The sequence below is a fragment of the Actinomadura sp. SCN-SB genome (assembly GCF_043906805.1).
GTDB lineage: Bacteria > Actinomycetota > Actinomycetes > Streptosporangiales > Streptosporangiaceae > Spirillospora.
In genome coordinates this window covers 18,273-42,427 of record NZ_JBIMPP010000004.1, presented here as the reverse complement: position 1 = coordinate 42,427, position 24,155 = coordinate 18,273, and the positions used below count along the sequence as shown (strand labels likewise).

Sequence of the window (24,155 nt, the reverse complement as noted above, 5' to 3'; positions counted from 1 at the left end):
AGTTGTACAACTATGGTTGTGGATATGACGCAGGAACACCCCAACATCACCCTGGCCCGGCGTTACCACGAGGCCGTGTCGGCGGGGCCCAGCGATGACGAGCTGGCCGAGTTCCTCGCCGCCGATGTCGTCCACCGGGAGATGCCCAACGCCCTCTTCCCTCACGGCGCCGAACGCGACCTGGCCGCCATGCAGGAGGCGGGCCGCCGTGGCCGCGAAGCCCTCGCCCGCCAGCGCTTCGAGGTGCTCAACGCGGTCGCCGACGGCGATCAGGTGGCCCTTGAGGTCCTCTGGGAGGGCACCCTCGCCGTGCCGTACGGCGCCCTGCCCGCCGGGCACACGCTTCGCGCCCACATCGCGACCTTCCTCCGGGTCCGCGACGGCAAGATCGTCGAACAGCGCAACTACGACTGCTACGAGCCCCCGGACCCCGCCTGACACCGGGCCGCCGGAGGCGTGTCCGCGCAGCTCGGGCGCGTTGTTACGATGGGCCGGTGTCCAGCGATCCCGTTTCGTCCCGTCGGCTGCGCGACCTCGCGCGGCTGCGCCGCGTCCGCGACCGGATCGACCGGGAGTACGCGCAGCCGCTGGACGTCGAGGCGCTCGCCCGCGGGGTGCACATGTCGGCCGGGCACCTCAGCCGCGAGTTCCGCCGCGCCTATGGGGAGTCGCCCTACGGCTACCTGATGACGCGGCGCATCGAGCGGGCGATGGCGCTGCTGCGCCGCGGCGACCTCAGCGTCACCGAGGTCTGCTTCGAGGTCGGCTGCTCGTCCCTCGGCACGTTCAGCACCCGCTTCACCGAGCTGGTCGGCGTCCCGCCCAGCGTCTACCGGCGCCGGGCGGCGGGCGCGACGGAGGGAATGCCCTCCTGCGTGGCGAAGCAGGTGACCCGACCGGTCAGGAATCGAGAAGTCCCGGTGGCGCGGCCGCAGCTAGCGTGACCGCCATGGACATCACGATCCACTCCAGCTTCCTCCCGCACGACGACCCGGACGCCTCCCTGGCCTTCTACCGCGACACCCTCGGCTTCGAGGTGCGCGCCGACGTCGGCTACGACGGCTACCGCTGGATCACGGTCGGACCGCCGGACCAGCCCGACACGGCCATCGTGCTCCAGCCGCCGACTCCCCCGGGCGCCGGCATCACCGAGGACGAGCAGCGCGTCATCGCCGAGATGATGGCCAAGGGCACCTACGCCGGTGTCAACCTGGCCACCACCGACCTCGACGGCACCTTCGAGCGGATCGAGGCCAGGGGAGCCGAGGTCGTCCAGGAGCCGGCCGAGCAGCCCTATGGCGTTCGTGACTGCGCCGTCCGCGACCCCGCGGGCAACCTGATCCGCATCCAGGAGAAGCGCTGAGGCGCCGCGCGGCCGTTTGGTTCGCCACGGAGCGTGGCCGATTGTGGGCACAACCCGGTCGCTGCGTCCCGCATCTTCTCTCGTGACCGCCACGTCCGAGCGGTAGGCGGGCATGTTACGGGGGGAGTGTTATGCGACGCTCATTGCTGGTCGGCGCGGCACTGACGACGCTTCTGGGCGCCGGTTGCGCATCCGATCCGCAGCCGCGGCGCGACGGAGGCGGCGCCGAGCGGTTCACGGGTTTCGCGGGGGTCGTCGAGGAGACCGGGAACTACCTCGCCATCGCGGTGCTGGGCGAGCGGGTCCGCATGTTCGTGTGCGACAGCGCGGACGAGGTGTGGCTCGAAGGCTCGGCGGCCAAGGACGGCATGGTCACGCTGAAGGCCGGGGGCAACAAGCGGGTCGGCTTCTTCAACACCCAGCAGGGCGTCGGCACGTTCTGGATCGGGGGCAGGCTGCGGTCGTTCAAGGCCGCCCCGGTCGACAAGCCCGCCGGGCTGTACCGGGCGCAGTCGCCGAACCGGAACCTGGTCGGCGGCTGGGTGGTCCTGCCGAACGGCGACCAGGTCGGGACCGTGACGCTCGACGGCGTCAACCAGCCCGCGCCGCGCATCGACCCCGGCAAGGACACGGTGACGGTCGCGGGCGAGCGGCTCGCGCTCAAGGCGGGCGACCAGCAGCTGTCGGCCGGTGGCTGAGCACATCGGGCCGTACCGGCTGGAACGGGTGCTGGGCAGCGGCGGCATGGGCGTGGTCCATCTCGCCCGCGACCCCGGCGGCAGGCGGGTCGCGCTCAAGGTCATGCACCCGCAGTGGAGCGCGCTCCCGGAGTTCCGAGCCCGGTTCCGGGACGAGGCCGAGGCGGCGCGGCGGGTGGCGCGGTTCTGCACGGCCGCGGTGCTGGACGCCTCGTTCGGCGAGCCGTCCTACCTGGTCACCGAGTACATCGAGGGCAGGACGCTGGCGGCGGTGCTCGCCGCGGACGGCGTGCTGGAGGGCGGCAGCCTGGAGTCGGTCGCGGTCGGGACCGCCGTGGCGCTCGGCGCGATCCACAACGCCGGCATCGTCCACCGCGACCTGAAGCCGGGCAACATCATCCTGTCGCCGTACGGTCCGAAGGTCATCGACTTCGGCATCGCGCAGATCGAGGACACCGAGGGCCGGACGGGGCCGGTCGTGTTCGGCACGCCCACCGTCATCGCGCCGGAGCGCTATCTGGGCCGGCGGGCGACCCCGGCCTCGGACGTCTACTCCTGGGGCTGCGTCGTCGCGTACGCGGGCACGGGACGCTGGCCGTTCGGCTCGGGGCGCCGCGACGCGGACCGGTTCCGGAACCTGGACGCCCCGCCCGCGCTCGACGGCCTGGACGCGAGGCTCACCCCTCTCGTCCGCCGCGCCCTCTCAGCGGACCCGGACGAGCGTCCCACGGTGCCCGAGCTGCTGGAGGCGATGACCGGCTCGGGCCTCCAGCTCACCCGGCACCTCCCCGTGCCCGATCTCGCACGGGCCGTTCAGCCGCGCGAGGCGCCGACCGGACCGGAACCCGAGCCGGAACCGCGTCGTCGGCGGCGTGGCCGTGCGGCGGCCGTTCTGACCGCTGTGGGGGCGGCGGCGGTGGCCGCCGTCGCCGCCACGGTCATGCTGCTGATGCCGTCCTCCGGTGACCCGCTCGTACGGGACGACGATTTCAGCGGCCGGTACCGGTGGCCCGAGGGCCGGTACACCCAGCCGGTCGACGCGTCCGCCGAACTGGCCGGTGGGCGCTACCGCCTGACGGTGAGCAACCCGTCGCGCCGGCCGGACCAGGGCGGCATCCCCGCGTCGGCCAACGTCGACACCTCCCGCCATGCCGACCTCCTCGTGACCGCGAAGGTCGCCGGGACGGGCGCGTACGGCGTCTGGTGCCGCGGCACGCCGGCCCGCCGGCCGCTCGCGAAGTACGAGTTCTACGTGACGGACACGGGGCGGGCGGCCATCGTGAGAAGGGACGCGACCGGCCAGGGGACCGAGCTGTGGGGGTTCCGCCAAGCCTTCGCTCCCGCCGCCGTCACCACCGTCGGCGCCCGCTGCCGGAGTGAGGGCGGCGGCGCCCGCCTCAGCATCACCGTCAACGGCAGGCACGTGGCCACGGTCACCGACACCTCCGCGCCGCTGGGGCCGGGTGCCGTGGGCGTCGTCGCGTACGCGCGGGACGTGCCCCAGGCGACCGCCGACTTCGACGCCTTCAGGGTGGAGATCCCCTAGCCGCCTCCGGAGATCCTCAGCCGCCCGTCCCGGTGCGGCCCGGCCAGTCGTCGTACCCGATGTCGCCGGTGAGCGCTCCCTCCACGGGCACGAGGTCCCGTTCGCCCACTTCCGAGCCGAAGTAGGGCGCGTGCGGGTCGGCGACCACCTCGCGGCGGTCGTTCCGGTCGGCCAGGGCGCGCCGGAAGAACTCGTCCATCCGGAACCGCTCGGGCCCGGCGATCTCGATCCTGCCGTTCAGCGGCGGGCCCACCGCCACCTCGGCGAGCCGCTGGGCGACGTCGGCGGCCGCGATGGGCTGGTACTGCACGGGCGGTATCCGCACCGTGCCGTCCTGCGCGGCGAGGTCGGCGATGCTGCCGGTGAACTCGAAGAACTGGGTGGCGTGCACGATCGAGTACGGGATCGGCCCGTCCTCGATCAGCTGTTCCTGCGCCTTCTTCGCCCGGAAGTAGTCGTTGTCGGGGCGCCGGCCGGTCCCCACCACCGACAGCGCGACGTGGTGTCCGACGCCCGCCGCCTCCTCGGCCTTCAGCAGGTTCCGGGTGGAGGTCCGGAAGAACTCCATGACCGCGGTGGCCTCGAAGGACGGGGCGTTCGACACGTCGACCACCACGGACGTGCCGTCCATGACCTCGGGGAGTCCCCGGCCGGTGAGGGTGTCGACGCCGGTGCTCGGCGACGCCGGCACCGCCTCGTGGCCCCGCTCGGCGAGCCGGTCGACGAGCTTGGAGCCGATCAGGCCGCTGCCACCGATGATCACGATTTTCATGGTGGGTCTGTCCCCGGGACCCCGTGCGGCTAACACGGTGCGATCGGGGCTACCGAAGCCGCGACACGGCTTGGTGAGATCTTTGGCGGTCCGGCAGGGTGAGGATCTCGGCCCCGTCGTCGGTGATGGCGATCGTGTGCTCGCTGTGCGCGGTGCGGCAGCCCGTCGCGCTCCGCAGCGTCCAGCCGTCGGCGTCGGTGACGAGCTCGGCGGTGTCCGCCATGACCCAGGGCTCCAAGGCCAGCAGCAGCCCGGGACGCAGCCTGTATCCGCGTCCGGGCCGTCCCGCGTTCGGGACGTGCGGGTCCTGGTGCATGGTCGATCCGACGCCGTGACCTCCGAACTCGGTGCTGACCGGGTATCCCGCCTCGCTGAGCGCCGAGCCGATGGCATGGGAGATGTCGCCGACGCGGGCGCCCGGCCCGGCCGCGGCGATGCCCGCGGCCAGCGCGCGCTCGGTCGCCTCGATCAACGCGATGCTCTCCTCCGGCCTGGAGTCGCCCACGATGAAGCTGATGGCGGAGTCGGCCACGATCCCGCCCTTGGAGACGGCGAGGTCGAGCGACAGCAGGTCGCCGTCGGCGAGCGTGTAGTCGTGGGGCCGGCCGTGCAGCACGGCGTCGTTGACCGACGTGCAGATGTAGTGGCCGAAGGGGCCGCGGCCGAAGGACGGCTCGTAGTCGACATAGGAGGACTGCGCCCCGGCCTCGATGATCATGGTCTTGGCCCACCGGTCGATGTCCAGGAGGTTCGTCCCGGCCACGCTCCGGTCCTTCAGGGTGTGCAGGATGCCGGCGACCAGGGCGCCGGTCTCCCGCGCTCGGGCCACTTCGGTGGGGTTGAGGATCTCGATCATCCGGCGCCTTCCTCGGACACGTCACGACGAGCCGACGTGAGTCACTGAGCCAATAACTATCCCGGCCATACTATCCCGGTATTAGAATCGGCCCCATGGTCAGGTTGCCGCTCACCCCGGAAGAGATCGAACGTGGACGGCGCCTGGGCGCGCTGCTGCGGCGGGCCAGGGGAGAGAGGCCGATGCTCGCGACCGCGCTGGACGCGGGCGTCTCGCCGGAGACCCTCCGGAAGATCGAGTCCGGCCGCGTGGCCACCCCCGCCTTCCCGACCATCGCCGCGATCGCCGCCGTCCTCGGCCTCTCCCTCGACGCGGTGTGGTCGGAGATCAGCCGGCCGGACGGCGAGGCCGGGCGCGCGGGCGGCGACGCGGGGCAGCGGCTGGCCTCCTGACCTTCGTCCCTCATCTCCCTTGCGGGATCATCCGTCCCGTCCCGGGTCCGCGAACGCGCCGTCGCCGTTGAAGGCCAGCTCGGCGAAGCGTTCGCCGATACGGCGGTGCGCGGCGGCGTCCGGGTGGAGCCGGTCGGGCAACGGAAGCTCGGCGAAGTCGGCCTCACCGTAGAGGTCGCGGCCGTCGAGATAGCGTAGGGCGGGGTCCTGCTCCGCCCGCTGCGCCACGATCCGGGCCAGCTCGTCCCGGATGACGCCGAGGGTGAGCTTTCCGGCCGCCACCTCGGCGGGATCGCCCGTGGCCTGGAACGCCAGCCGTCCCGAGCCGAGCGCGGCGAAGTCGAACCCGCTGGGGCCGGGCGTGTCCTCGTGGATGGGGCAGAGGATGGCGGAGACGACCAGCAGCGGGGTCTCCGGGTGCCCCTCGCGGACGGTGTCGAGAAAGCCGTGGACGGCCGGCGTGAAGGCGCGCAGCCGCATCAGGTCGGTGTTCACCAGATTGATGCCGATCTTGATGCTGATCAGGTCGGCGGGGGTGTCGCGCATCGCGCGGGCGGTGAACGGGTCGAGCAGCGCGCTGCCGCCCAGGCCCAGGTTGATCAGCTCCACACCGCCGAGGGACGCGGCGAGCGCGGGCCAGGTGGTCGTCGGGCCGGCGGCGTCGGATCCGTGGCTGATCGAACTGCCATGGTGCAGCCACACCCTGCGTCCGCCGTCCGGCGCGGGCTCGATGGGAGCGTCGGTGCGCAGCGCGATGACCTCGGTCGTCTCGTTGTGCGGCAGCCAGATCTCGATGGTCTTGTTCGCGCCGGACAGCCCGTCCCACCGGACGGTGCCGGGCCGTCCGCGCTCCGTCTCCGCGGTGCCCGCGGCCATGTCGATGGTCACGGTGTCGCCGCCCGCCACGCTGCCCTGCCCGGCCAGGCGGCCGTCCACGAGCAGGTCGTACATGCCGTCCGGACGTGGGGGCGCGCCCGCGTAGACCCGCTTGGTGGGCAGGGTTTCCAGTTCGATGGCGGTGGCCCGGGAGCGGAACGCCACCCGTACCCCGGACGGCTGGGACTCGGCCATGGCCAGTTGACCGTCGGCGTACTGGGCGCGTGCCCAGGCCGGCAGCCTGTGCGGCAGGACGCCGCGTTCGGTGCGCTCCACGTCCAGCGCGCCCCTCAGAAGGTCCGCGGTGACGGGTGTGGTGATCCATGCGGTACTCATTTCACCCTCAGGCTATTCCCTCATCGCCGGTGCCCGGTCCCTCGTGAACGTGCCACGGTTCCGATCGGCGCTTTTCCTGGCGTGGCCGGGCCGTTTCGGCGCGGAAAAGGTTGACGATCACTTCTGCGGGCGTTAAGGCGCTTTTAGGGCGGCCCCCACTAGCGTCCTGGACTCGATCGCGGTCGCCGGACGGTCCGGACGACCGAGCCCCACGATGATCCGGGAAGTCTCGTATGCGCAGATCAATCGCCTATCCGCTCGCGGTCGCCACGGCCGCCGGGTCGATGGTCGTCGTCGCCGGTCCCGCCTCGGCGCACGGCTACGTCTCCTCGCCGCCGAGCCGGCAGGCCCTGTGCGCCCAGGGCGCGGTGCCGGATTGCGGCCCGATTCAATTCGAGCCGCAAAGCGTCGAAGGTCCGAAAGGACTGCGTAACTGCCACGCGAATCTGAGCCGGTTCGCGGTGCTGTCGGACGAGAGCCGTGAATGGCCGGCGAAGGCCGTCGGCGCCAAGGTCTCGTTCAGGTGGGTCTTGACGGCGCGGCACCGCACCAGCACGTGGGAGTACTTCGTCGGCGGCACCCGCGTGGCCGTCTTCGACGACGGCAACCGGCAGCCGGACGCGGTGGTGACGCATGTCGTCGATCTCAGCGGGTTCCCGGGACGGCGCACCGTGCTGGCGGTCTGGAACATCGGCGACACCCCGATGGCGTTCTACAACTGCGTCGACCTGAACATCGGCGGAGGCACGGAGTCGGCGCCGCCCACCGGCCCGTCGCAGCGCCCGACGGCCACGCCCGGCACCGGCCCCGCGCCGACACAACCCGCGCCGACGCAACCCGCGCCGACCAAGAAGCCGGTGAAGGGCGCGCCATGGAAGCCGGGCGTGACGTACCGGATCGGCGACGAGGTCACCTATGGCGGCGTCCGGTACCGCTGCCGCCAGGCGCACACGACGATCCGTAGCTGGGAACCGCCGTTCACCCCCGCCCTGTGGCTGGCGCTGTGAGCCGCCGGTACCGCCTGCTGCCGGTCGTGCTCGTGCCCTTCCTGCTGACCGCGTGCGGTTCCGGGGAGGGCGGGCACGACCGGCACGCGGCGGGCACGCGGACGGGGGCCGTGTCCGCCGCGCCGGCCGCGGGCCACAACGACACCGACGTGATGTTCCTGCAACTGATGATCGCGCATCATCGGCAGGGCCTGGAGATGGCACGGCTGGCCACGGAGCGCGCCGAGCGGGAGGAGGTGCGCACGCTCGCCGCCGCCGTCGTGGCGACACAGACGGACGAGGTCAAGACCATGACCTCCTGGCTCGGACGCTGGTCCAAGCCGGTCACGGCCGAGCACGTGCCCGCCCTCCACGCCGAGCACGGCGCGCTGCCCGCCACCGGGGCGAAGGAGATCGAGACCCTGCGGCGGACGACGGGGGCCGACTTCGAGCCCGCGTTCCTCAACCTGTTCGCGGCGCACCAGCACAACGCGGTGAAGCTGGCGAGGATGGAGACCGGCAAGGGCGGCAACGCCGACGCCAAGGCGTTCGCCAAGCGGGTCCAGGAGTCCAGGACCGACCAGATCCGGCAGTTGCTCCGGCTGCTCAGCGGCTGAGCGCCGCCGTTCCCTGGCGGGTCACAGAGGTCATAGATGGACTATCGTCCGACGGTGGCGACGGTGCTCCTGGTCGAGGACGACGAGGACGTCCGGCAGGCCCTGGTGCGGGAACTGCGGGATCTCGGGCACACGGTGCGCGGCGCGAGCCGTGCGCTTGAGGCGCTGCGGGAGGTGGCGGGGAACCCGCCGGACGTCGTCGTGCTCGACCTGGGCCTGCCCGACCTGGACGGCGGCGAGGCGCTGAAGATGCTGCGCGCGGTCTCGGACGTGCCCGTGATCGTGGCGACCGCGCGGGACGGCGAGCAGGAGATCATCCGCCTGCTCCGGTCCGGGGCGGACGACTACCTGGTCAAGCCCTTCTCGGCGGGCCACCTGCACGCTCGCGTCGAGGCGGTGCTGCGGCGCGCCCGTACCGTCCCCCGGGAGCGGCCACTGATCGTGGGAGGTCTGCACGTCGACGTCGAGCGGCGGCGGGCCAAGCTGGACGGCACGCCGCTGCACCTGTCGCGCAAGGAGTTCGACATGCTGGCGTTCCTGGCGCGCAACGCGGGCAGGGTCGTGTCGCGGCGGGAACTGCTGACCGAGGTGTGGCAGCAGCCGTACGGGGACGACCAGACGATCGACGTGCACCTGTCCTGGCTGCGCCGCAAGTTCGGGGAACGCGCCGCCGAACCGCGCTACCTGCACACCGTGCGGGGCGTCGGCGTGATGCTCGCCGCTCCCGAGTGAGGGACGGCGCCCGGCTCAGTACTCGTAGACCTGCACGGTCGGCGGGTGCCCGTTCCATGTCGCGAACACCGCGGAGCCGTGGACGCCGTCGGTCAGGTCGACGCGCAGCCATCCGTCCTGCCGCCACACCTTGGCCTGGAAACCGCTGTCAGGGGTCGCCGACACCAGCCGTGCCGAACCGGCGAACAGTTCCAGCACCACCCGTCCCGACGTGACCACGTAGGTGCGCACCCGTCCGCCCGTCTCGCGGGAGGGCGCCGGAGTCGCGGTGCGCCGGGGTGTCGGCCGGGCGCCCGGCGTGTCGCCCGTAGCGGAACGGGAGGGGGACGGCGACGCGGACGGGCTCGGTCCCGCGGACGGATCCGCCGGGCCCGACACCGGAGGCCGCCCCTGCCGCACCGGGACCGCGGCGGCCAGGTCGGGCGTGGCCAGGGCGGTCCCGCGCATGGCGTCGCCGACCCCCGCCCAGCTGATCGCCATCCCCGCCGCCGTGGTGGCGGCCCAGGCGGCGAGGAATCCGATCCGCGCCCGCATGGGACTCATTATCGCCATGCCGGATCGCCGTACCGGCATATCTCTCGCATTCAACCCATCGCTGTCAGCTCGTCGTATTCAACGTGGCGGGGCGCGGGCGGAACGAACCGGAGGGTGTGCGCATGAGAGGCGCGCTGGCACGCATCGCCACGGCGGTCACGGCGATGGTGGCGCTGTCGTTCGTCGTCCCGCTCGGGTTGCTGAACGGCCAGATGGCGCGGGACCGGGCGCTGACCGCCGCCGAACGGCAGGCGGCCACGCTCGTTCCGGTGCTCACCGTGACCCGCGACCCGGCCGCTCTGAACGCGGCGATCGGATCGGTGCCCGCCGGCGCGGCGGAGCGGCTGGCGCTGCACCTGGCCACCGGGCAGGTGCTGGGGTCACCGCACGCCCCGCCCGCCGAGCCGGTGGCGGCCCGAAGGTCGAGCCGCACGTCCACCGTCCAGGCGCCGGGCGGGACGGCGCTGCTGCGGCCGGTCGTGCTGGAGACCGGGACCGTCGCGGTCATCGAGGTGTACGTGCCGGAGGACGAGCTGACCCGCGGCGTGGCCAGGTCGTGGGCCATCCTCGTCCTCGTGGCGATCGCGCTGGTCCTGGTGTCGGTGGCGATGGCCGACCGGCTGGCCACCCGGGTCGTCCGGGCCACCGACCGGCTCGTCCACGCGGTGACCGGTGTCGCCGCGGGCGACCTCACGGCCCGTGTCGAGCCGCGGGGGCCGGCGGAGCTGCGCGCGGCGGGCGAGGCGTTCAACCACATGGCCGACCGGCTCGCCGCGCTGCTGGCGGCCGAGCGTGAGGCCGACGCGGACCTGTCGCACCGCCTCCGGACGCCGCTGACCGCGCTCCGGGTCAACCTCGACGCGCTGGTGGCCCACCCCGGCGATCCGGCCCGGCTGACGCAGAGCCAGGACGCGCTGGAACGGCTGGAGACCGCGATCGACGACGTGATCGCCGCCACGCGGCGTCCCGAGGGGAAGGCCGGGCGGGCACCGGTGAGCTGCGACGTGGCCGAGGTGGTCCGCGAGCGCCTGCGGTTCTGGTCGGCGCTCGCCGAGGATCAGGACCGCCGCTGGGACCTGGTGGGGGCCGACGGACCCGTGCCCGTCCCGGTTCCCGCTGCCGACCTGGCCGCCGCCGTGGACGCGCTGCTGGGCAACGTCTTCCGGCACACGCCGCAGGGCACCGCCTTCCGGCTCGCCGTCCACCGCGGCCGGCACTCCACCGGCCTGCTGTTCGGCGACGCGGGTCCCGGCATCGCCGACGCCGAGGCGGCGCTGCGGCGCGGGGCGAGCGGGGCCGGGTCCACCGGGCTGGGCCTGGACATCGCCCGGCGCCTGGCCGAGTCCACGGGCGGGACGCTGCGGGTCGGCACGTCCCCGCTGGGCGGCGCCCAGATCGAACTGTGGCTGCGGACCTCGCCCAAGCCGGCCTCCCGGACGGCCCGCCGCGCGGAACGCCGCGCCGAGCGCCGGACCGGCCGCCGCTGATCGCCGGACGGAACCGGCCGGCCGACCTTGTTGGCTTCGGGTGGTGTATGTCACACTCCGTCACCAGTGTGGGTCGCTGGTTCGATGCGGGAGGTCGCTCGGTGACGATCCTGTGCGACACGGGCGCCGTGGAGCCCTGCGACCGTTTCGAGCTGTGGTCGCAGGCCCTGGCCTCGTCCTTCTTTCCCGTGCGCGTGGAGCGCCCGCCGAAGGCCCCCTTCAACGGCCGGCTGGCGGGGCACTCGCTCGGGCCGCTGCAGATCTTCCATGTCACGGCGAGCGCCTCCGCGCCGGTACGTACGGAGGCGTGCGTGAGGGAGGGAGACCCCGGGCATTTGCAGGTGCACCTCTTGCGGCGCGGGCGGTGCCGGGCGACGCAGGAGGATCGCTCCAGCGAGGCGCGGGCGGGGGACATCACGCTCATCGTGTCGTCCCGTCCGTTCACGCTCCGCGCGAGCGGCCACGACCTGCTGATCTTCAGCCTCCCGTTGCGGCTGCTCGGGCCGTACGCCCGGCGGATCGGCCGGTCCACCGCCATACGGATACCCGGCGACCGCGGCCTCGCCGCGCGGGTGGGACCGTTCCTCAGCGGCCTCGCGGACGGCCTGCGCGATGGGTCGGTCGCCCCGGACGACGTGGCGCTGGCCGACGGCGTCCTGGCCCTGACCCGTGCGCTCTGCGGCCCGTCCGGTCTCGACGGCCTCGGGGACGTCCGGGTCACCCCGTCCGGCGGCCTGCTCACCGCCGTGAAGTCCTACATCGAGAACCATCTGCACGAGCCCGGCCTCCGTCCGGAGACCATCGCCGCGGCCCATTTCGTCTCCACGCGCCACCTGCACAAACTGTTCGAGGCCGAGGAGCTGACGCTCTTCCGCTACATCCAGCACCGGCGCTTGCAGCGATGCTGTGACGACCTGCGGGATCCCGGGCGGGCGGACGAGCCGATCGCCTCGATCGCGGCGCGCTGGGGTTTCCGCAACCGGGACGTCTTCACCCGGCTGTTCCGCACCTCCTACGGGATGACTCCACAGGAACTACGCGCCCAGGCGCTACAGCGAACGCCGCCGCCGTTCCAGGCCCGCGAAGCGGCGCGGGACGACTCGTAGCGCACGGCGTGCGGCTCTGAGCGCACGGTTCGCCATCGCCCCCAACCAGGGTCTCACCTGCGCGGTTAGCCTCCCCGGCACGCATCGAGAGGAGAGCGATGATGAACCGGTTCGAGAAGGGCGTCCGCGACTGCATGGTCCCGACCGCCGAGCTGCTGGCGCGGACGACCGAGCCCCTGCACCGGGCGATCCTGCTCAACTGGTGGCGGCATGTGCACCTTGAGGGCTCCGGCCAGTTCGACAAGATCGTGGCGCCGGACATGATGGTGGACGAGCCCGTCTACCGGGTCACCTGGGGCGCCAACCCGACGGTGATCAAGGGCAAGGAGGGCGTGCTCGGCTTCTACAACAGCGTCTCCGAGGCGGTGCTGTGGCACTCCGACGACCGCATCGCCGTCGCCGACTGGGGTGTCGTGGACGAGCTCACCTTCCACCAGATCGCCCGCGGGGAGGATCTGCGGGCGCTCGGGTACGACGTCCCGGAGGCCGACAGGCTCTACCACGCCAGCAGCAGGCAGGTCTTCCTCTGGCCCTACGACGAGCGGGCGCGGCTGGCCGGCGAGCACCTCTACGAGGACCCGACCAGCCTCCAGGTGGAGGAGGTCGACCCGAGCGAGGCCATCACCCCGGAGCAGGTCCGGCGGATCCACCTGGAGGGCCTGCGCGCGCTGGAGGCCGAGCGCGGCGACCGGTATTGGGTCTACGACGGCGCGTGATCGCCACCGCGGCCGCGGGCGCGCTCCGGGCCCGCGGCCGCGATCCTCCTGTTCGGCGGTCCGCCAACCGCCTCAGCGGGCGGAGCCGGGCGGTTCCAGCATCGGGACGAGGAACCGCCGGGCCACGGCGGCGAGCTGCTCCTCGTCGTCCAGGTCGACGAGACGGCTCGGGATCGTCAGGAACGAGCCGGACACCCGGACCATCAGCTCGGCGACCATGTCGACGTCCAGGTCGGCGCGGACCTGTCCCGCGCGCTGCTCGCGGCGGAGCTGGCCGGCGACGAACTGGCGGACGATGGCGAGGGTCCGTCCCTCGTCGTTGACCAGGGAGGCGACCAGCAGGTCGGGTTCGGCCGCGATCAGGCCGCCGATCAGCGGGTTGCCGCGGATGGCGCGCAGCGCGCTCACGAAGCCCAGCACCACCCGGTCGGCGGCGGTCCGGGCCCGGCGGATGTCGATGAGGAACTGGTCGAAGTAGCGGCGGAACTCGGGAGCCCGTGTGGGACCCGCTGCTCAGGACGCTCTGGCCGCCCTTCGTCGCCGCCCGCGAGGGCCTGCTCAACTTCCCCGGAGCCGAGAACGTCTACTGGCTCTTCGACGAGTTCCTCCGCAGGGCGGCGCTGCTGTTCCTGTCCGAGGCCCGCCCCATCAGCATCGAGATCCCCGTGACCAACCGTCCCGAAGGAACCTGACCCCTCCCCACACGCCCGTGCCCGGCGACGGCGAGCATCGCCGGGCACGAGCGGCTCTCCGCCGGGGCCCGGGTCAGCGCCCCAGCCGCTCCCTGAGCTGTGCGAGGTCATCGACGAACCACAGGGCCCGTCCGCGATTGCTCTCCCGGACGAAGTCGCCGAGCGCGGCGCTCTCCGCCACCTGCCCGGAGATGTCGCCCACGACCGCCAGCCCGACCTTGTACTGGACGAACTTCTGCGCGATCTCCCCGGCCACCCGGGTGCGGAGCCGGAAGAAGTCCGGATCGAGCCGCTCGACGGGGAGCGCCACCCAGGCGGCCCCCGCCCCGAACGCCTCACCGAGCACGTCGAGCGCGTCCTGGGTGCTCCGGACCGCGGGTCCCTCCGCGGGGTAGACGAGAACGGGCACCTCACCGTTCATGACGTCCTCCCTTTCCCGTTCCGGCTCGGTCATGACGGCTCCTCCCGCGAGTCCTCGATCATGGCTCCGAGCAGCCGGAGCGCCTCCGCCACCGGCCGGGGCCCGCCCAGCACGATGATCTTCAGCGCGGCCCGCTCCTCGTCGTACAGCGACTCGGTGTGCAGCCGCTCGCCGTCCCGCGCCGACGCGGTCACCGCCGCCCCCAGCACGACGCTGAGGCGATGCACCAGATCCGGGGACGCCGCGTCCACCTGCACGATCGCGGTGGCCTCCGCCCGCCGGACGCGGCGCGCGCTCTCCCGCGCGGTGGCTCCCACGGGACGCCCGGTGAACGCGGCGAGGTCGTCGGCCGCGATCCGGTACCGCTTCCCGATCCGGGTCGCCTTCAGCCGACCGTCCCGTACGTAACCCCGGACGGTCTTCACATGCAGCCCGAGCAGCTCGGCCACTTCCTCCACGTTGTAGAGCCGTGGATTCCCCGTCACTCTCTATCCTTCCCTATGGATCCCTAGAGAGTATCAACAGAAGAACGATAGAGAAGGTTGGTGGTGGATACATCCGATATATGGCGTAGGGGTGGCCTGTGGCTCTTGTCATGAGGCGGCTTATGTGTCACTTTTGCGGGGCCTCTGTGATCAAGGAGGGGGTATGCCCCGCACCCGTTCACGCCGCCTGGGAGTCGTTGCCGTCCTGCTGGCCGCCGGTCTGGCGCCCGTCACCGCGCCACCCGCGAACGCCGGGGGCGTGCACGAAGCGAAAGGGCATGAAGGGAAGGGGCACGGCGGGAAGGGCCTGTCGGCGACGATCCGCTACACCCGCTACGGCATCCCGCACATCGTCGCCCGCGACTACGCGGGCCTCGGTTTCGGTACGGGGTACGCGGCGGCCAGGGACAACGTGTGCCTGCTCGCCCAGGGCGTGGTCACGCTACGCGGGGAGCGCTCCCGCTACTTCGGGCCCGAGGCCGCGCCCGACCAGTCGCTGTCGTCCGCGACCACCAACCTGGCCAGCGATCTGTTCTTCGCCGAGATCAACCGGAGCCGGACGGTCGAGCGGCTGCTGACCAGGCCCGCGCCGTACGGGCCGAGCCGCGAGGTGCGGGAGCTGAGCCGGGGCTGGGCCGCGGGCTACAACACGTTCCTGCGCGAGGGGAAGATCACCGACCCGGCGTGCAAGGGCGCCCCGTGGCTGCGCCCCATCACCGAACTGGACGTGCACAGACGCGGGTACGCGCTGGCGATGCTCGGCGGCTCGGGCCTGGCGGTCGACCAGATGGCCGCGGCCAGGCCGCCCGCGGGCGCCGCCCCGGCCGCCGCCCGGTCCGCCGCCCCCGACGCGGGGAAGATCGCCGAGGCGGTGCGCGGCCTCAAGGCCGGCGCCGACATGGGCAGCAACGCCATCGCCGTAGGGAAGGGCGCCAGCGCGAACGGGCGCGGCCTCCTGCTCGGCAACCCGCACTATCCCTGGCACACCGGCCGCCGCTTCTGGCAGATGCAGCAGACCATCCCCGGCAAGCTGAACGTGAGCGGCGGCGCCCTCCTGGGCTCGGTGTCGGTGTCGATCGGGCACAACGCCACGTTCGCGTGGAGCCACACGGTGGCCACCGGCACCCCGTTCTCGCTCACCCAGCTCCAGCTCGTCCCCGGCGACCCGACCGCCTACCTGGTGGACGGCCGCGTCGAGAAGATGGTGCAGCGCCGGGTGACCGTCCAGGCCAGGTGGCCGGACGGATCGGTCCGTCCCGTCACCGGGACGCAGTGGCGCACCCGGTACGGGCCGGTCGTCACCGCCATCGGCTCCGTCCAGCTCCCGTGGACGGCATCGACCGCGTTCGCGTTCAACGACCCCAACGCCTCCAACCTGCGCATCGCCAACACCTCGTTCGAGCTGGGCAAGTCCCGTACCACCGACGACGCCCTGCGCGCGCTCAAGCGCACCCAGGGGCTGCCGTGGGTCAACACCATCGCGGCGGACTCGCGCGGCAACGCCCTCTACACCCAGTTCCAGGTGCTGCCCAACATCACCAACGAGTTCGCGAGCCGCTGCAACACGCCACTGGGCCAAGCCGTGTTCGCGTCGGCCGGAGTGGCGATCCTGGACGGCTCCAAGTCGTCCTGCACACCGGGCAAGGCCCCCGGTGCGTTGCAGGCGGGCATCCTGGCGCCGGACCGCTACCCCGTTCTGAAGCGCTCGGACTACGTCACCAACTCCAATGACAGCCACTGGCTGACCAACCCCGGTCGGCCGCTGGAGGGCTTCGACCGCATTCTCGGGACGGAACGCACGACCCGTTCGCTGCGTACCCGCAGCGGTCTCGTCGCCGTCGAGGACCAGCTGAGGAAGGGCCGCTTCACTCCCGCGTCCATGCAGGAGCTGGTGTTCGCGAACCGCAACCACGCGGGCGAGCTGGCCGCCGCGGACACCGTCGCGATGTGCCGGGCGATGAACCTCGGCGAGCCCTGCGAGATCCTGGCGCGCTGGGACCGTACGGCCGATGTCGGCAGCAAGGGCGCCCTGCTGTTCGACCGCTACTGGCGCGCGGCGGCCCGGGCGTCCGACCTGTGGCGCGTGCCGTTCGACGTGTCCGATCCGGTGCGCACGCCGCGCGGCCTGAACACCGGCTCGCCCACCGTGCGCGCGGCCCTCACGGGCGCGATCGCGGAGCTGAGGGAGTCGGGGATCCCGCTGGACGCCCCCTTGGGCCAGTACCAGTACGTGACCCGCGACGGTGAGCGGATCCCGATCGGCGGCGGCACGGAGTCGCAGGGCGTCCTCAACAAGATCGAGGCGCCCTGGACGCCCGGCGCGGGGTACACCGAGGTGCAGCACGGCTCCAGCTACGTCCAGGTGGTGACGTTCGGCCACGGTCCCTGCCCGGACGCGCGGACGCTGCTGACCTACTCGCAGTCGGCCGACAGCACCTCGCCCCACTACGCCGACCAGACCCGGCTGTTCTCCCGGAACCAATGGGTGCGGGCACCGTTCTGCGAGGCCGACATCAGGAGGGACCCGGCCCTCACGGTGATCCACCTTCGCTGACGTCAGGTGAACGAGTAGCGCGTCGCGGCGAGCGTCAGAGGGCGCTCACGCTGGCGAGCAGCCCGATGCCGAACACCAGGGCGGCCTCCGGGCCGAGCCGTTCCCTGGGCACGTTGAGGTTCGAGATGCCACTTGATCAGGTCGAGGGTCACGGCGTCCGTGCTTCGCGGTGGACCCGGTTGAACCGGCGGCTGCATCGGCTCTCTCACACCCTGACCGTAGGTCCGGCGACGGCGTCTGTCAGGTGCCCTCGGCGCTAGGATCGGCTGATATATTCTCATCTGAGATTATCTCTGATTAGGGGGACCTTTATGCCTGAGTTGACCCGTGCCCAGGGGAGGGAGGCCGCGACCGAGGAGGTCATGGCCGCCACCGCCCTGGTCAAGGTCTACGGTTCCGGTGACGGCGCGGTGACCGCGCTGCGCGGCGTCTCGGCGGCCTTCACGCGGGGGCGGTTCACCGCGATCATGGGGCCGTCAGGGTCGGGGAAATCGACCTTCCTGCACTGCCTGGCCGGGCTCGACACGGTGACGTCCGGCAGCGTCGTCCTCGGCGGCGTCGACCTCACCGGCCTGTCCCGCACCCGGCGCACCGAGCTGCGCCGCGACCGGATGGGCTTCGTCTTCCAGTCGTTCAACCTGCTGCCGATGCTGACCGCCGAGGAGAACATCCTGCTCACCGCGCGGCTGGCGGGCCGCGATGTGGACCGGCGGTGGTTCGACACGATCGTGGACGCGCTCGGGCTGCGCGAGCGGCTCGGGCACCGTCCCGCCCAGCTCTCCGGCGGCCAGCAGCAGCGGGTCGCGGTGGCGCGGGCCCTGCTGACCAGGCCGGAGGTGCTGTTCGCCGACGAGCCGACCGGCAACCTCGACTCCCGCTCCGGCGCCGAGGTGCTGGGCTTCCTGCGCTCGGCCGTCGACTCCTACCGGCAGACGGTGATCATGGTGACGCACGACCCGAAGGCCGCCGCGCACGCCGACCGGGTGCTCTTCCTGGCGGACGGGGTGATCGCGGACGAGCTGACCGCGCCCACCGCCGACGCCGTGCACGCCCGCATGCGCAGGCTGGAGGGCTGACATGGGGAACGCCCTGTGGCTCATCGCGCGCCGCTCGTTCACCGACGGCTGGGCACGGCTGATCGCCACCCTGCTGGCGGCGCTCGGCTCGATCGCGCTCATCGCCGGCTCGCTGCAGTTCGCGCTGCGCGCCCAGGAGGCGGTCGCGGGCAGCGACGCCAGCGAGTACGCCCGCGCGGACGTGCTCGTCCACGGCGGGACGGTGGACCCGGAGGACCCGAACGCGCCGCCCGACGGACGAATCCGCATGGACGCGGTCGCGTCCCGGCCGGGGGTGGCGGCGGTCGCCGGGGACGCCACGGTGGCGGTGACGGCCTCCGGCCCGGACGGACGCGCGATCACGGCGTCGGCGGAGGGCCGCACGCTGCTGCGCCCCTGGGTGCCCGAGCCCAGGCTCAACCCGTACCGGCTGGAGGAGGGACGCGCGCCCGCAGGCGACGGCGAGGTGGCGGTCGTCCGGTACATGGCGCGCGCCGGGAAGGTGGACGTGGGCGACGCGCTGACGCTGACGCTGCCCCGCGAGACGCGCCGGGTGCGCGTCTCCGGGATCGTCACCGTGCAGGGACGCGACGCGGTGGCCGCCGGGAACCTGGTCCTGGCCCCGCCGGAGACCGTGCGCGGGGTCGCCGGGCTGCCCGCCGGGACCTGGCAGGCCGTCTGGGTGAAGGCGGCCGAGGGCGTCCCCGCCGACCGGCTGCGCGGCGACCTGGCGCGGGAGCTGGGCGGCGCGGCCACCGTGCGCACCGCGGCGTCCGTGCGGGCCGCGCAGTCCGCCGCCGCGTCGGGGGAGGGCGCCACGATCGCGAGCATCATCGGCATGCTCGCCTCGGTGGCGATCTTCGTCGGCCTGTTCGTGGTGGCCAACACCTTCGGCACGCTGGTGCGGCAGCGGACCAGGCGGCTGGCGCTGCTCGGCGCGATCGGCGCCACCCCCCGGCAGATCGGGCGGCTGATCCGGCTGGAGGCGCTGGTGCTGGGCGCGATCGCCGCGGTGGGGGGCGTGGCCGCCGGGTACCCGTTGTCCGCGCTGATCATCCGGCTGTTCGCGCGGGACGGCTTCGACGTGTCCGCCACCGGCGCCCAGTTCGGCTGGACGGCGCTGGCGCTCCCGGCCGCCGCCGGAATCGTGGTCACCCAGCTCGCGGCCTGGCGCGCCGCGCGGCGGGCCGCGGGCATCTCGCCGGTGCAGGCGCTGCGCAGCACCGTCACCGAGACCCCGGGACGCCGCTGGCCGCGCCTGCTGGCCGCCTTCGTGATCTTCCTGGGCGCGGGGTTCTGGCTGCTGGTGGGGACCGCGGTCCGTCTCGGGGACCCACCCGGCACGGACCGTACGTTCGCCGTCGCGCTCATGGTCCTGTTCGGCTCGATGCTGGGGGTCACCGGACTGGCCGTGCTCGGGCCGTTCTTCGTCGGCCCGCTCGGCGGTCTGGTCGGCCGCGCCGCACGGCTGATCGGTGGCGAGACGGGACGGCTCGCGCACGCCACCATCACCCGCAGCCCGCGCCGGGTCTCCTCGGCCGCCTCCTCGCTCATGCTCGGCGTCGCGCTGGTCGCCGCCGTGGCGATGGTCACCCTGTCGGCGCACGATCGGTTCCGGGACGCGGGACGGCAGGTCATGGCGGCCGAGCACGCGATCACCGCGACCGCCAGGACCGCCGAGGGCGGCCCCGCGCCGGTGGCCAGGGACGTCGCGGACCGGGTCGCGGGCGCACCCGGCGTGTCGCGGGTGGCCGCCCTCACCCAGAGCCAGGTCACGCTGGTGTCGCCCGCCGAACCTCCCGAACCGGACGAGGAGCCCGACCCGCTGAGCTTCCTGGTCACCGGCGCCGAGCAGTCGGGGCTGCGCGACGTGCTGCGGCTCGGCGGCCGGCCGCCCGCGCTGCGTCCAGGGGAGATCGCGCTGTCGTCGGCCATCATGAAGGAGGCGGGGCTGCGGCGCGGCCAGCGGATCGTCGTCCGGGGCGCACAGGGCCCGGCCTCGCTCACCGTGGCGGGCGCGTACCACGACCCCTCCCATCTGTTCGCCGATCAGGCGCTCGTGGCGCCCGCGACGATGGACCGGCTCGACGCCAACGCCGCGACCCAGGTGGTCCTCGTCCGGGGCGGCTCCCCGGACGTCCTGGCACGGGCCGTGGCCACGGTTCCCGGCGTGCGGGTCGTCGACCGGGACGCCTACGTGGACGCGGCGTCCCGTACGCTCACCCGGGCGCTGCGCGCCACGTACAGTTTCGTCGGCATGGCGCTGCTGCTGGCGCTGTTCGGCATGGCGACCACGGTCTCGATGAGCGTCGCCGAACGCACCCGCGAGTTCGGGCTGCTGGGCGCGGTGGGCACGACCATGAGGCAGATCCGCTCGATCGTCCGCTGGGAGGCGGCCACCGTGGTCGTCCTCGGCACCACGCTCGGCTTCGTGGTCGCCATGGGGATCCTGACGGTCCTGCACGTGATGACCGGCAGCTCGTTCGTGCGCCCCGCCCCGCCGTGGTGGCTGTTCCCCACGGTGGCCGCGGGCGCGGCGGCGGTGACCCTCGTCACCTCGGCTCTGCCCGCCCGCCGCGCCGCGTCCGTCCCCGTCCTGGAGGCCGCCAAGGCGGAATGATCAGCCCGCGGGCCCGGTCGCCTCAGGAACAGGGCCGGGCGTGGTCGGTTCCGCCTTGGCGCGAGGGGGTTTCTTCTCCTCGGTCAGAAGGGGCTGACGATCGTGCGGTCTCCGTCCGTCTCATAGGCGACGACGTGGACGACCGGGAGGCGGGCCGTTTCCGGGGGCGTGCCGCCCGCGCGCGGGCCGGGCACGACCAGCAGGGGCGGCCCGCTCCGCCGGCCGGCTTCCCGCTCGTGGGCGCCCAGCTCACCGACCGTCTTCAGGCGTGCGATGCCCGGACCGGCCGCCGCCACCAAATGCCAGCGCCGGGACGACCGCCACCACAGGGCGGCGGCCAGCGTCCCGGCCGAGGAGATGGAGTCGCTGTTCGTGCCGCCCCGCTCCGACAGCGCCCGGCCGTCGTCGGAGATCAGGATCGAGGTGCCGCGGCCGCCCCACGGCGAGGACGACTCCACCGTCAGCAGCGTCGCCCTGCCCCCGTCGTCGGGCAGGCCGCCGCTCCACAGGTGGCCCAGCATGAGGTCGCCCGACTCGCTCAGCGTCGTCGCCGCCTCGCACGCGACGGCGCGCAGGGCCGCCCACCGGAACCGCTCCTGCCGCTCGGGCGTCCCGGGCGGGTCGCGGAACCGCACCAGCGGCGACGCGGACTGCGGGCTGTGCGAGGCGAGCTGCGTGACCGTCCGCGCACCCCCGCCGGCCCCCGGCCGGAACGTCATCCGGAACACCACGTAGTTCTGGCAGCGCGGCGTGAACCAGTCCCAGGGCAGCGGATCGCTCAGCCCGTCGCGCACCGCCACCGGCACCCAGCGCGGGGAGCGCCCGGACGGCACGGCCACCCGCACGTCCCGCATCCATGGCGGGACGAGGTAGCGCCACGTCATCCCCACCATGATCATCTGGCCCGCGTCCGTCCCGAGCCTGCGGATCGACTCCACGCCGCGTGACAGGCGCCGCTCGAAGTACTGCGCCACGCGGGGCGGCTCGCGCGGGCCGGGGGAGTCGCGGAGCACGACGAGGGACGCGCCGTCCACGGTCCCCGCGTACAGGACGACGACGCGGCCGAGCGGCGGTTCGCGGCGCTCGGCCCGCCAGGCGGCGGCGGCCCGGCGCAGCAGCCCGGCGTCGTGCCGCAGCGCGCCCTGGGTGGGCCACTCGGCGATGCCCGGCGTGCCGGTCGCCTGCCAGGCGCGCCGGCCGATCACGACGGGGCCGCCGGTCGCCTCGGTCCCCCGGGTGAGGGCGAACCCGGCGACCGCCAGGAGCGCCACCGCGACCACGGCCGCCACGGCGGCGCGCCAGGCGGGCGGGACGGCGGGCGGCGGGCGGAGCCGGACGAGGTCGGGCTCGAAGGTCTCGATCTCGGCCCGTTGCGCGGCCTCGTCCAGCCCCGTCAGGGTCTCGACGGCGGTGACGGCCTGGTCCACGTCACGGAAGTCCGCCTGGACGTGGGCGCGCAGTTCGGCGGCGGCCTCGGGCGCGGTGAGTCCGTCACGGCGCAGCAGGTAGGCGAGCCGCTCGTGCGGCGACAGCTCCCGCAGCGCCGCCCGCACCGGTCCCGGCGGGGTCCCCGCGGGCTCGACGATCAGGCGGTGCAGCCGGTGGCGCCCGGCGGGCGGGCCGGTGAGCAGGATGGTGACGAGCCGCGACCGCATGGCCGGGTAGCCGCCCCGCCGCGCCCCGGCCGCACGCGCGGCGGCGCGGCGGGCGGGTAAGACCGGGTCGTCGCCGTCGTCCAAGACCAGGTACGCGAGCCGCAGGAGGCGGGCGTAGTGCCCGCGGTCCGCCGTCCGCGCCATGGCCACCTCCCACACGCATTGTGCGCATCGCTCGGTAACGGGCGGGTTGAGAAAGGCGGCCGGGTACCTCTGGCCGGGCAAACGAAAACGCCCGGCCGGAGGTACCCGGCCGGGCGTTCTCACTGTGTTCATTTTCGAGGGTCGTCCGCCTAGGGGGCGGTGCGTCAGGAGCCGTCGCCGAACGGCTTGGGCTTGCCCTTGACGCCGTCGCCCTTACCCCACTTGAGGACCTCGTACTTGACGCCCTTCAGGTGGCCCTGGTCGGTACCGGTGTTGTAGTCGCTCTTCGGCTTACCACCGTCGACCAGGTGGCGGAAGGTGTAGGTGTCCAGGTCCAGCATCACACCGCGGTGCGAGGGCTCACCGGGACCACGGTCACCGATGAAGCCGACCGCGCTACGGCCGTCGTAGGTCACCTTCACCTTGGTGTTCAGGGGCCAGCTCGGGCTGGCGAACAGGCCCTTCTGCATCGGCTTACCACTGGCGGGCATGCCCGTGTCACCGTTCACGCCCGACCCGTCGTCCCAGAAGTAGGACGCGGTCGTGGTGCCGCTGTAGAGCACCTTCTTCTTGTCCTTCTTGTCCTTCGCCTTGGGGGCCGCGCCGGCCTTCTGCGTGCCGTTCGCGGTGGTGTCGCCGGCCTGCGCGGCGATCGGCTTCTTCGCCGGCGCCTGCTCAAGGCCGTCATCGTGGGAGGCGGCGGCCACACCGGCCACCAGCATCCCGGCCATGGCGCTGCCCATGACACCGGTCATCAGGAGGTTGGTCGCACGCTTCTTCATGAGGAGTCCTTTGTTCGGCGGTCTGGGAGGCCGCTCCCGCACGAACCCTCAGGAACATCAAGAACACCTTGAGTCCCATCGGTCACATGGAGATGCCTGCGGAACACGCGGGTACCGCGGGAGTGCAGGGGAGAGCGGCTCCGAGCGTCGAGCTCGGGAAAAGCTGAGGGAGTGAGCCGTGTCTTGGCTCGGGGCCGATACCGGAGGTTCGGATGCCATCCGGCCGGCGGCCGTTCTACCTAGGGGAGGCCGCTCGTCGGCGCTAAACGATGGTCAACGGCCTGTTGGCCACGACCTGTCATCGGGAGTATTAGACGTTTCCCGGACCTGAATCATTCCCGGGATGCTTGCCGTCGTTATGACGTTCCCTTGGTGTCCGGGGGTCGTACCAGGTTTCAACAGGGGACCGTACTCGGACATTCCCAGGTCAGGGCACATGCCGAAACCCCCTGGGCCAGGGGGATCCCGGGATCTCGACCGCTCGGATCGCGGTGGGCGGGCCGGGCTTTACCCGAAGGGGAGCCGCTCACATTGTTCTCATGAACCCCATCGGTCACATGAGTGACATCAGTTCTTGCGTAGGACCCCGCCGTACTCCTTGACCCGCTTGTCGGCGCCCGACGCTTCCAGGAACGGCTGGAGGGGCGCGTCGACGGAGCTCAGCGGGGGCTGATCCGGGTCCGGACGCCAGTCGGCCACGTCCACCAGGCCGGGCGGCACCCGCTCCAGA

At 72.8% G+C, this 24,155-nt stretch carries 26 protein-coding genes; 16 read left to right on the top strand and 10 right to left on the bottom strand.

The window, feature by feature from the left end; all coding sequences use genetic code 11:
• The first annotated feature begins 24 nt into the window (after nucleotides 1-24).
• The 5 genes from ACGWYJ_RS03820 to ACGWYJ_RS03800 all read left to right on the top strand — a co-directional run bounded on the left by ACGWYJ_RS03820 (nucleotide 25) and on the right by ACGWYJ_RS03800 (nucleotide 3,607).
• Nucleotides 25-438, top strand: a complete 414-nt coding sequence (locus tag ACGWYJ_RS03820) for a nuclear transport factor 2 family protein (protein ID WP_395104127.1) — start codon at nucleotides 25-27, stop codon at nucleotides 436-438.
• 56 nt (nucleotides 439-494) lie between these two features.
• Nucleotides 495-944 (top strand): helix-turn-helix transcriptional regulator, encoded by a 450-nt coding sequence (locus ACGWYJ_RS03815; protein ID WP_395104126.1) that lies wholly within the window; start codon nucleotides 495-497, stop codon nucleotides 942-944.
• A gap of 5 nt (nucleotides 945-949) precedes the next feature.
• Nucleotides 950-1,363, top strand: a complete 414-nt coding sequence (locus ACGWYJ_RS03810; RefSeq protein ID WP_395104125.1) for a VOC family protein — start codon at nucleotides 950-952, stop codon at nucleotides 1,361-1,363.
• Between the two features lie 131 nt (nucleotides 1,364-1,494).
• A complete protein-coding gene (locus ACGWYJ_RS03805; protein WP_395104124.1) occupies nucleotides 1,495-2,061 on the top strand; it encodes a hypothetical protein in 567 nt (188 codons plus the stop codon).
• Nucleotides 2,054-3,607: a serine/threonine-protein kinase gene (locus tag ACGWYJ_RS03800; RefSeq protein ID WP_395104123.1), complete on the top strand. Its 1,554-nt coding sequence runs from the start codon at nucleotides 2,054-2,056 to the stop codon at nucleotides 3,605-3,607. Before ACGWYJ_RS03805 ends, ACGWYJ_RS03800 begins: the two co-directional genes overlap by 8 nt.
• Before the next feature lie 16 nt (nucleotides 3,608-3,623).
• Here the strand turns inward: ACGWYJ_RS03800 and ACGWYJ_RS03795 are convergent, their stop codons facing one another.
• Nucleotides 3,624-4,379, bottom strand: coding sequence for an SDR family oxidoreductase (locus ACGWYJ_RS03795; RefSeq protein ID WP_395104122.1), 756 nt, complete (start codon nucleotides 4,377-4,379; stop codon nucleotides 3,624-3,626).
• Between the two features lie 49 nt (nucleotides 4,380-4,428).
• On the bottom strand, nucleotides 4,429-5,235 hold the full coding sequence (gene map, locus ACGWYJ_RS03790) for a type I methionyl aminopeptidase (RefSeq protein ID WP_395104121.1): 807 nt from the start codon (nucleotides 5,233-5,235) through the stop codon (nucleotides 4,429-4,431).
• Between the two features lie 95 nt (nucleotides 5,236-5,330).
• On the opposite strand from map, the gene ACGWYJ_RS03785 reads away from it, so the two are divergent.
• Complete coding sequence (locus tag ACGWYJ_RS03785) at nucleotides 5,331-5,627, top strand: helix-turn-helix transcriptional regulator (RefSeq protein WP_395104120.1); 297 nt, start codon at nucleotides 5,331-5,333, stop codon at nucleotides 5,625-5,627.
• A 27-nt stretch (nucleotides 5,628-5,654) separates the two neighbouring features.
• Here ACGWYJ_RS03785 and ACGWYJ_RS03780 read toward each other — a convergent pair whose 3' ends face one another.
• Complete coding sequence (locus tag ACGWYJ_RS03780; RefSeq protein ID WP_395104119.1) at nucleotides 5,655-6,839, bottom strand: GDSL-type esterase/lipase family protein; 1,185 nt, start codon at nucleotides 6,837-6,839, stop codon at nucleotides 5,655-5,657.
• A gap of 233 nt (nucleotides 6,840-7,072) precedes the next feature.
• Between ACGWYJ_RS03780 and ACGWYJ_RS03775 the strand changes: the two genes are divergently transcribed.
• From ACGWYJ_RS03775 to ACGWYJ_RS03765, 3 genes are read left to right on the top strand one after another with little or no spacing between them, the layout of a single operon-like run.
• Nucleotides 7,073-7,846, top strand: a complete 774-nt coding sequence (locus ACGWYJ_RS03775; protein ID WP_395104118.1) for a lytic polysaccharide monooxygenase — start codon at nucleotides 7,073-7,075, stop codon at nucleotides 7,844-7,846.
• A complete protein-coding gene (locus tag ACGWYJ_RS03770) occupies nucleotides 7,843-8,442 on the top strand; it encodes a DUF305 domain-containing protein (protein WP_395104117.1) in 600 nt (199 codons plus the stop codon). Before ACGWYJ_RS03775 ends, ACGWYJ_RS03770 begins: the two co-directional genes overlap by 4 nt.
• A gap of 54 nt (nucleotides 8,443-8,496) precedes the next feature.
• Complete coding sequence (locus ACGWYJ_RS03765; protein ID WP_395104116.1) at nucleotides 8,497-9,174, top strand: response regulator transcription factor; 678 nt, start codon at nucleotides 8,497-8,499, stop codon at nucleotides 9,172-9,174.
• A gap of 15 nt (nucleotides 9,175-9,189) precedes the next feature.
• On the opposite strand, the gene ACGWYJ_RS03760 is transcribed toward ACGWYJ_RS03765, so the two are convergent.
• A complete protein-coding gene (locus tag ACGWYJ_RS03760) occupies nucleotides 9,190-9,708 on the bottom strand; it encodes a hypothetical protein (RefSeq protein WP_395104115.1) in 519 nt (172 codons plus the stop codon).
• A gap of 122 nt (nucleotides 9,709-9,830) precedes the next feature.
• Between ACGWYJ_RS03760 and ACGWYJ_RS03755 the strand changes: the two genes are divergently transcribed.
• From ACGWYJ_RS03755 to ACGWYJ_RS03745, 3 genes are all read left to right on the top strand, one after another.
• Nucleotides 9,831-11,195 (top strand): ATP-binding protein, encoded by a 1,365-nt coding sequence (locus ACGWYJ_RS03755; protein WP_395104114.1) that lies wholly within the window; start codon nucleotides 9,831-9,833, stop codon nucleotides 11,193-11,195.
• 101 nt (nucleotides 11,196-11,296) lie between these two features.
• Nucleotides 11,297-12,301, top strand: a complete 1,005-nt coding sequence (locus ACGWYJ_RS03750; RefSeq protein WP_395104113.1) for a helix-turn-helix domain-containing protein — start codon at nucleotides 11,297-11,299, stop codon at nucleotides 12,299-12,301.
• A gap of 98 nt (nucleotides 12,302-12,399) precedes the next feature.
• Nucleotides 12,400-13,017 carry a hypothetical protein gene (locus ACGWYJ_RS03745; RefSeq protein ID WP_395104112.1) on the top strand — a complete coding sequence of 206 codons (618 nt, stop codon included), beginning with the start codon at nucleotides 12,400-12,402 and terminating at the stop codon, nucleotides 13,015-13,017.
• Nucleotides 13,018-13,089: 72 nt separating this feature from the next.
• On the opposite strand, the gene ACGWYJ_RS03740 is transcribed toward ACGWYJ_RS03745, so the two are convergent.
• A complete protein-coding gene (locus ACGWYJ_RS03740) occupies nucleotides 13,090-13,425 on the bottom strand; it encodes a hypothetical protein (protein WP_395104111.1) in 336 nt (111 codons plus the stop codon).
• A gap of 89 nt (nucleotides 13,426-13,514) precedes the next feature.
• Here ACGWYJ_RS03740 and ACGWYJ_RS03735 point away from each other — a divergent pair, with 89 nt between their 5' ends.
• On the top strand, nucleotides 13,515-13,709 hold the full coding sequence (locus tag ACGWYJ_RS03735; RefSeq protein ID WP_395104110.1) for a hypothetical protein: 195 nt from the start codon (nucleotides 13,515-13,517) through the stop codon (nucleotides 13,707-13,709).
• Nucleotides 13,710-13,782: 73 nt separating this feature from the next.
• Here ACGWYJ_RS03735 and ACGWYJ_RS03730 read toward each other — a convergent pair whose 3' ends face one another.
• Both ACGWYJ_RS03730 and ACGWYJ_RS03725 read right to left on the bottom strand, forming a co-directional pair.
• Nucleotides 13,783-14,163: a DUF4180 domain-containing protein gene (locus ACGWYJ_RS03730; protein WP_395104108.1), complete on the bottom strand. Its 381-nt coding sequence runs from the start codon at nucleotides 14,161-14,163 to the stop codon at nucleotides 13,783-13,785.
• Entirely contained in the window at nucleotides 14,160-14,615 is a 456-nt protein-coding gene (locus ACGWYJ_RS03725) for a helix-turn-helix domain-containing protein (RefSeq protein ID WP_395104107.1), read from the bottom strand. The genes ACGWYJ_RS03730 and ACGWYJ_RS03725 overlap by 4 nt, the downstream gene beginning before the upstream one ends.
• Before the next feature lie 163 nt (nucleotides 14,616-14,778).
• Between ACGWYJ_RS03725 and ACGWYJ_RS03720 the strand changes: the two genes are divergently transcribed.
• The 3 genes from ACGWYJ_RS03720 (at nucleotide 14,779) to ACGWYJ_RS03710 (ending at nucleotide 20,844) form a co-directional block, all read left to right on the top strand.
• Nucleotides 14,779-17,169: a penicillin acylase family protein gene (locus ACGWYJ_RS03720; RefSeq protein ID WP_395104106.1), complete on the top strand. Its 2,391-nt coding sequence runs from the start codon at nucleotides 14,779-14,781 to the stop codon at nucleotides 17,167-17,169.
• A 311-nt stretch (nucleotides 17,170-17,480) separates the two neighbouring features.
• Nucleotides 17,481-18,245: an ABC transporter ATP-binding protein gene (locus ACGWYJ_RS03715; RefSeq protein ID WP_395104105.1), complete on the top strand. Its 765-nt coding sequence runs from the start codon at nucleotides 17,481-17,483 to the stop codon at nucleotides 18,243-18,245.
• A 1-nt stretch (nucleotide 18,246) separates the two neighbouring features.
• Nucleotides 18,247-20,844: an FtsX-like permease family protein gene (locus ACGWYJ_RS03710; protein WP_395104104.1), complete on the top strand. Its 2,598-nt coding sequence runs from the start codon at nucleotides 18,247-18,249 to the stop codon at nucleotides 20,842-20,844.
• Nucleotides 20,845-20,927: 83 nt separating this feature from the next.
• On the opposite strand, the gene ACGWYJ_RS03705 is transcribed toward ACGWYJ_RS03710, so the two are convergent.
• From ACGWYJ_RS03705 to ACGWYJ_RS03695, 3 genes are all read right to left on the bottom strand, one after another.
• Nucleotides 20,928-22,643 (bottom strand): hypothetical protein, encoded by a 1,716-nt coding sequence (locus ACGWYJ_RS03705; protein WP_395104102.1) that lies wholly within the window; start codon nucleotides 22,641-22,643, stop codon nucleotides 20,928-20,930.
• Between the two features lie 164 nt (nucleotides 22,644-22,807).
• Nucleotides 22,808-23,425 (bottom strand): hypothetical protein, encoded by a 618-nt coding sequence (locus tag ACGWYJ_RS03700; protein ID WP_395104101.1) that lies wholly within the window; start codon nucleotides 23,423-23,425, stop codon nucleotides 22,808-22,810.
• Nucleotides 23,426-23,992: 567 nt separating this feature from the next.
• Nucleotides 23,993-24,145, bottom strand: coding sequence for a hypothetical protein (locus ACGWYJ_RS03695; protein ID WP_395104100.1), 153 nt, complete (start codon nucleotides 24,143-24,145; stop codon nucleotides 23,993-23,995).
• Between the last annotated feature and the right edge of the window lie 10 nt (nucleotides 24,146-24,155).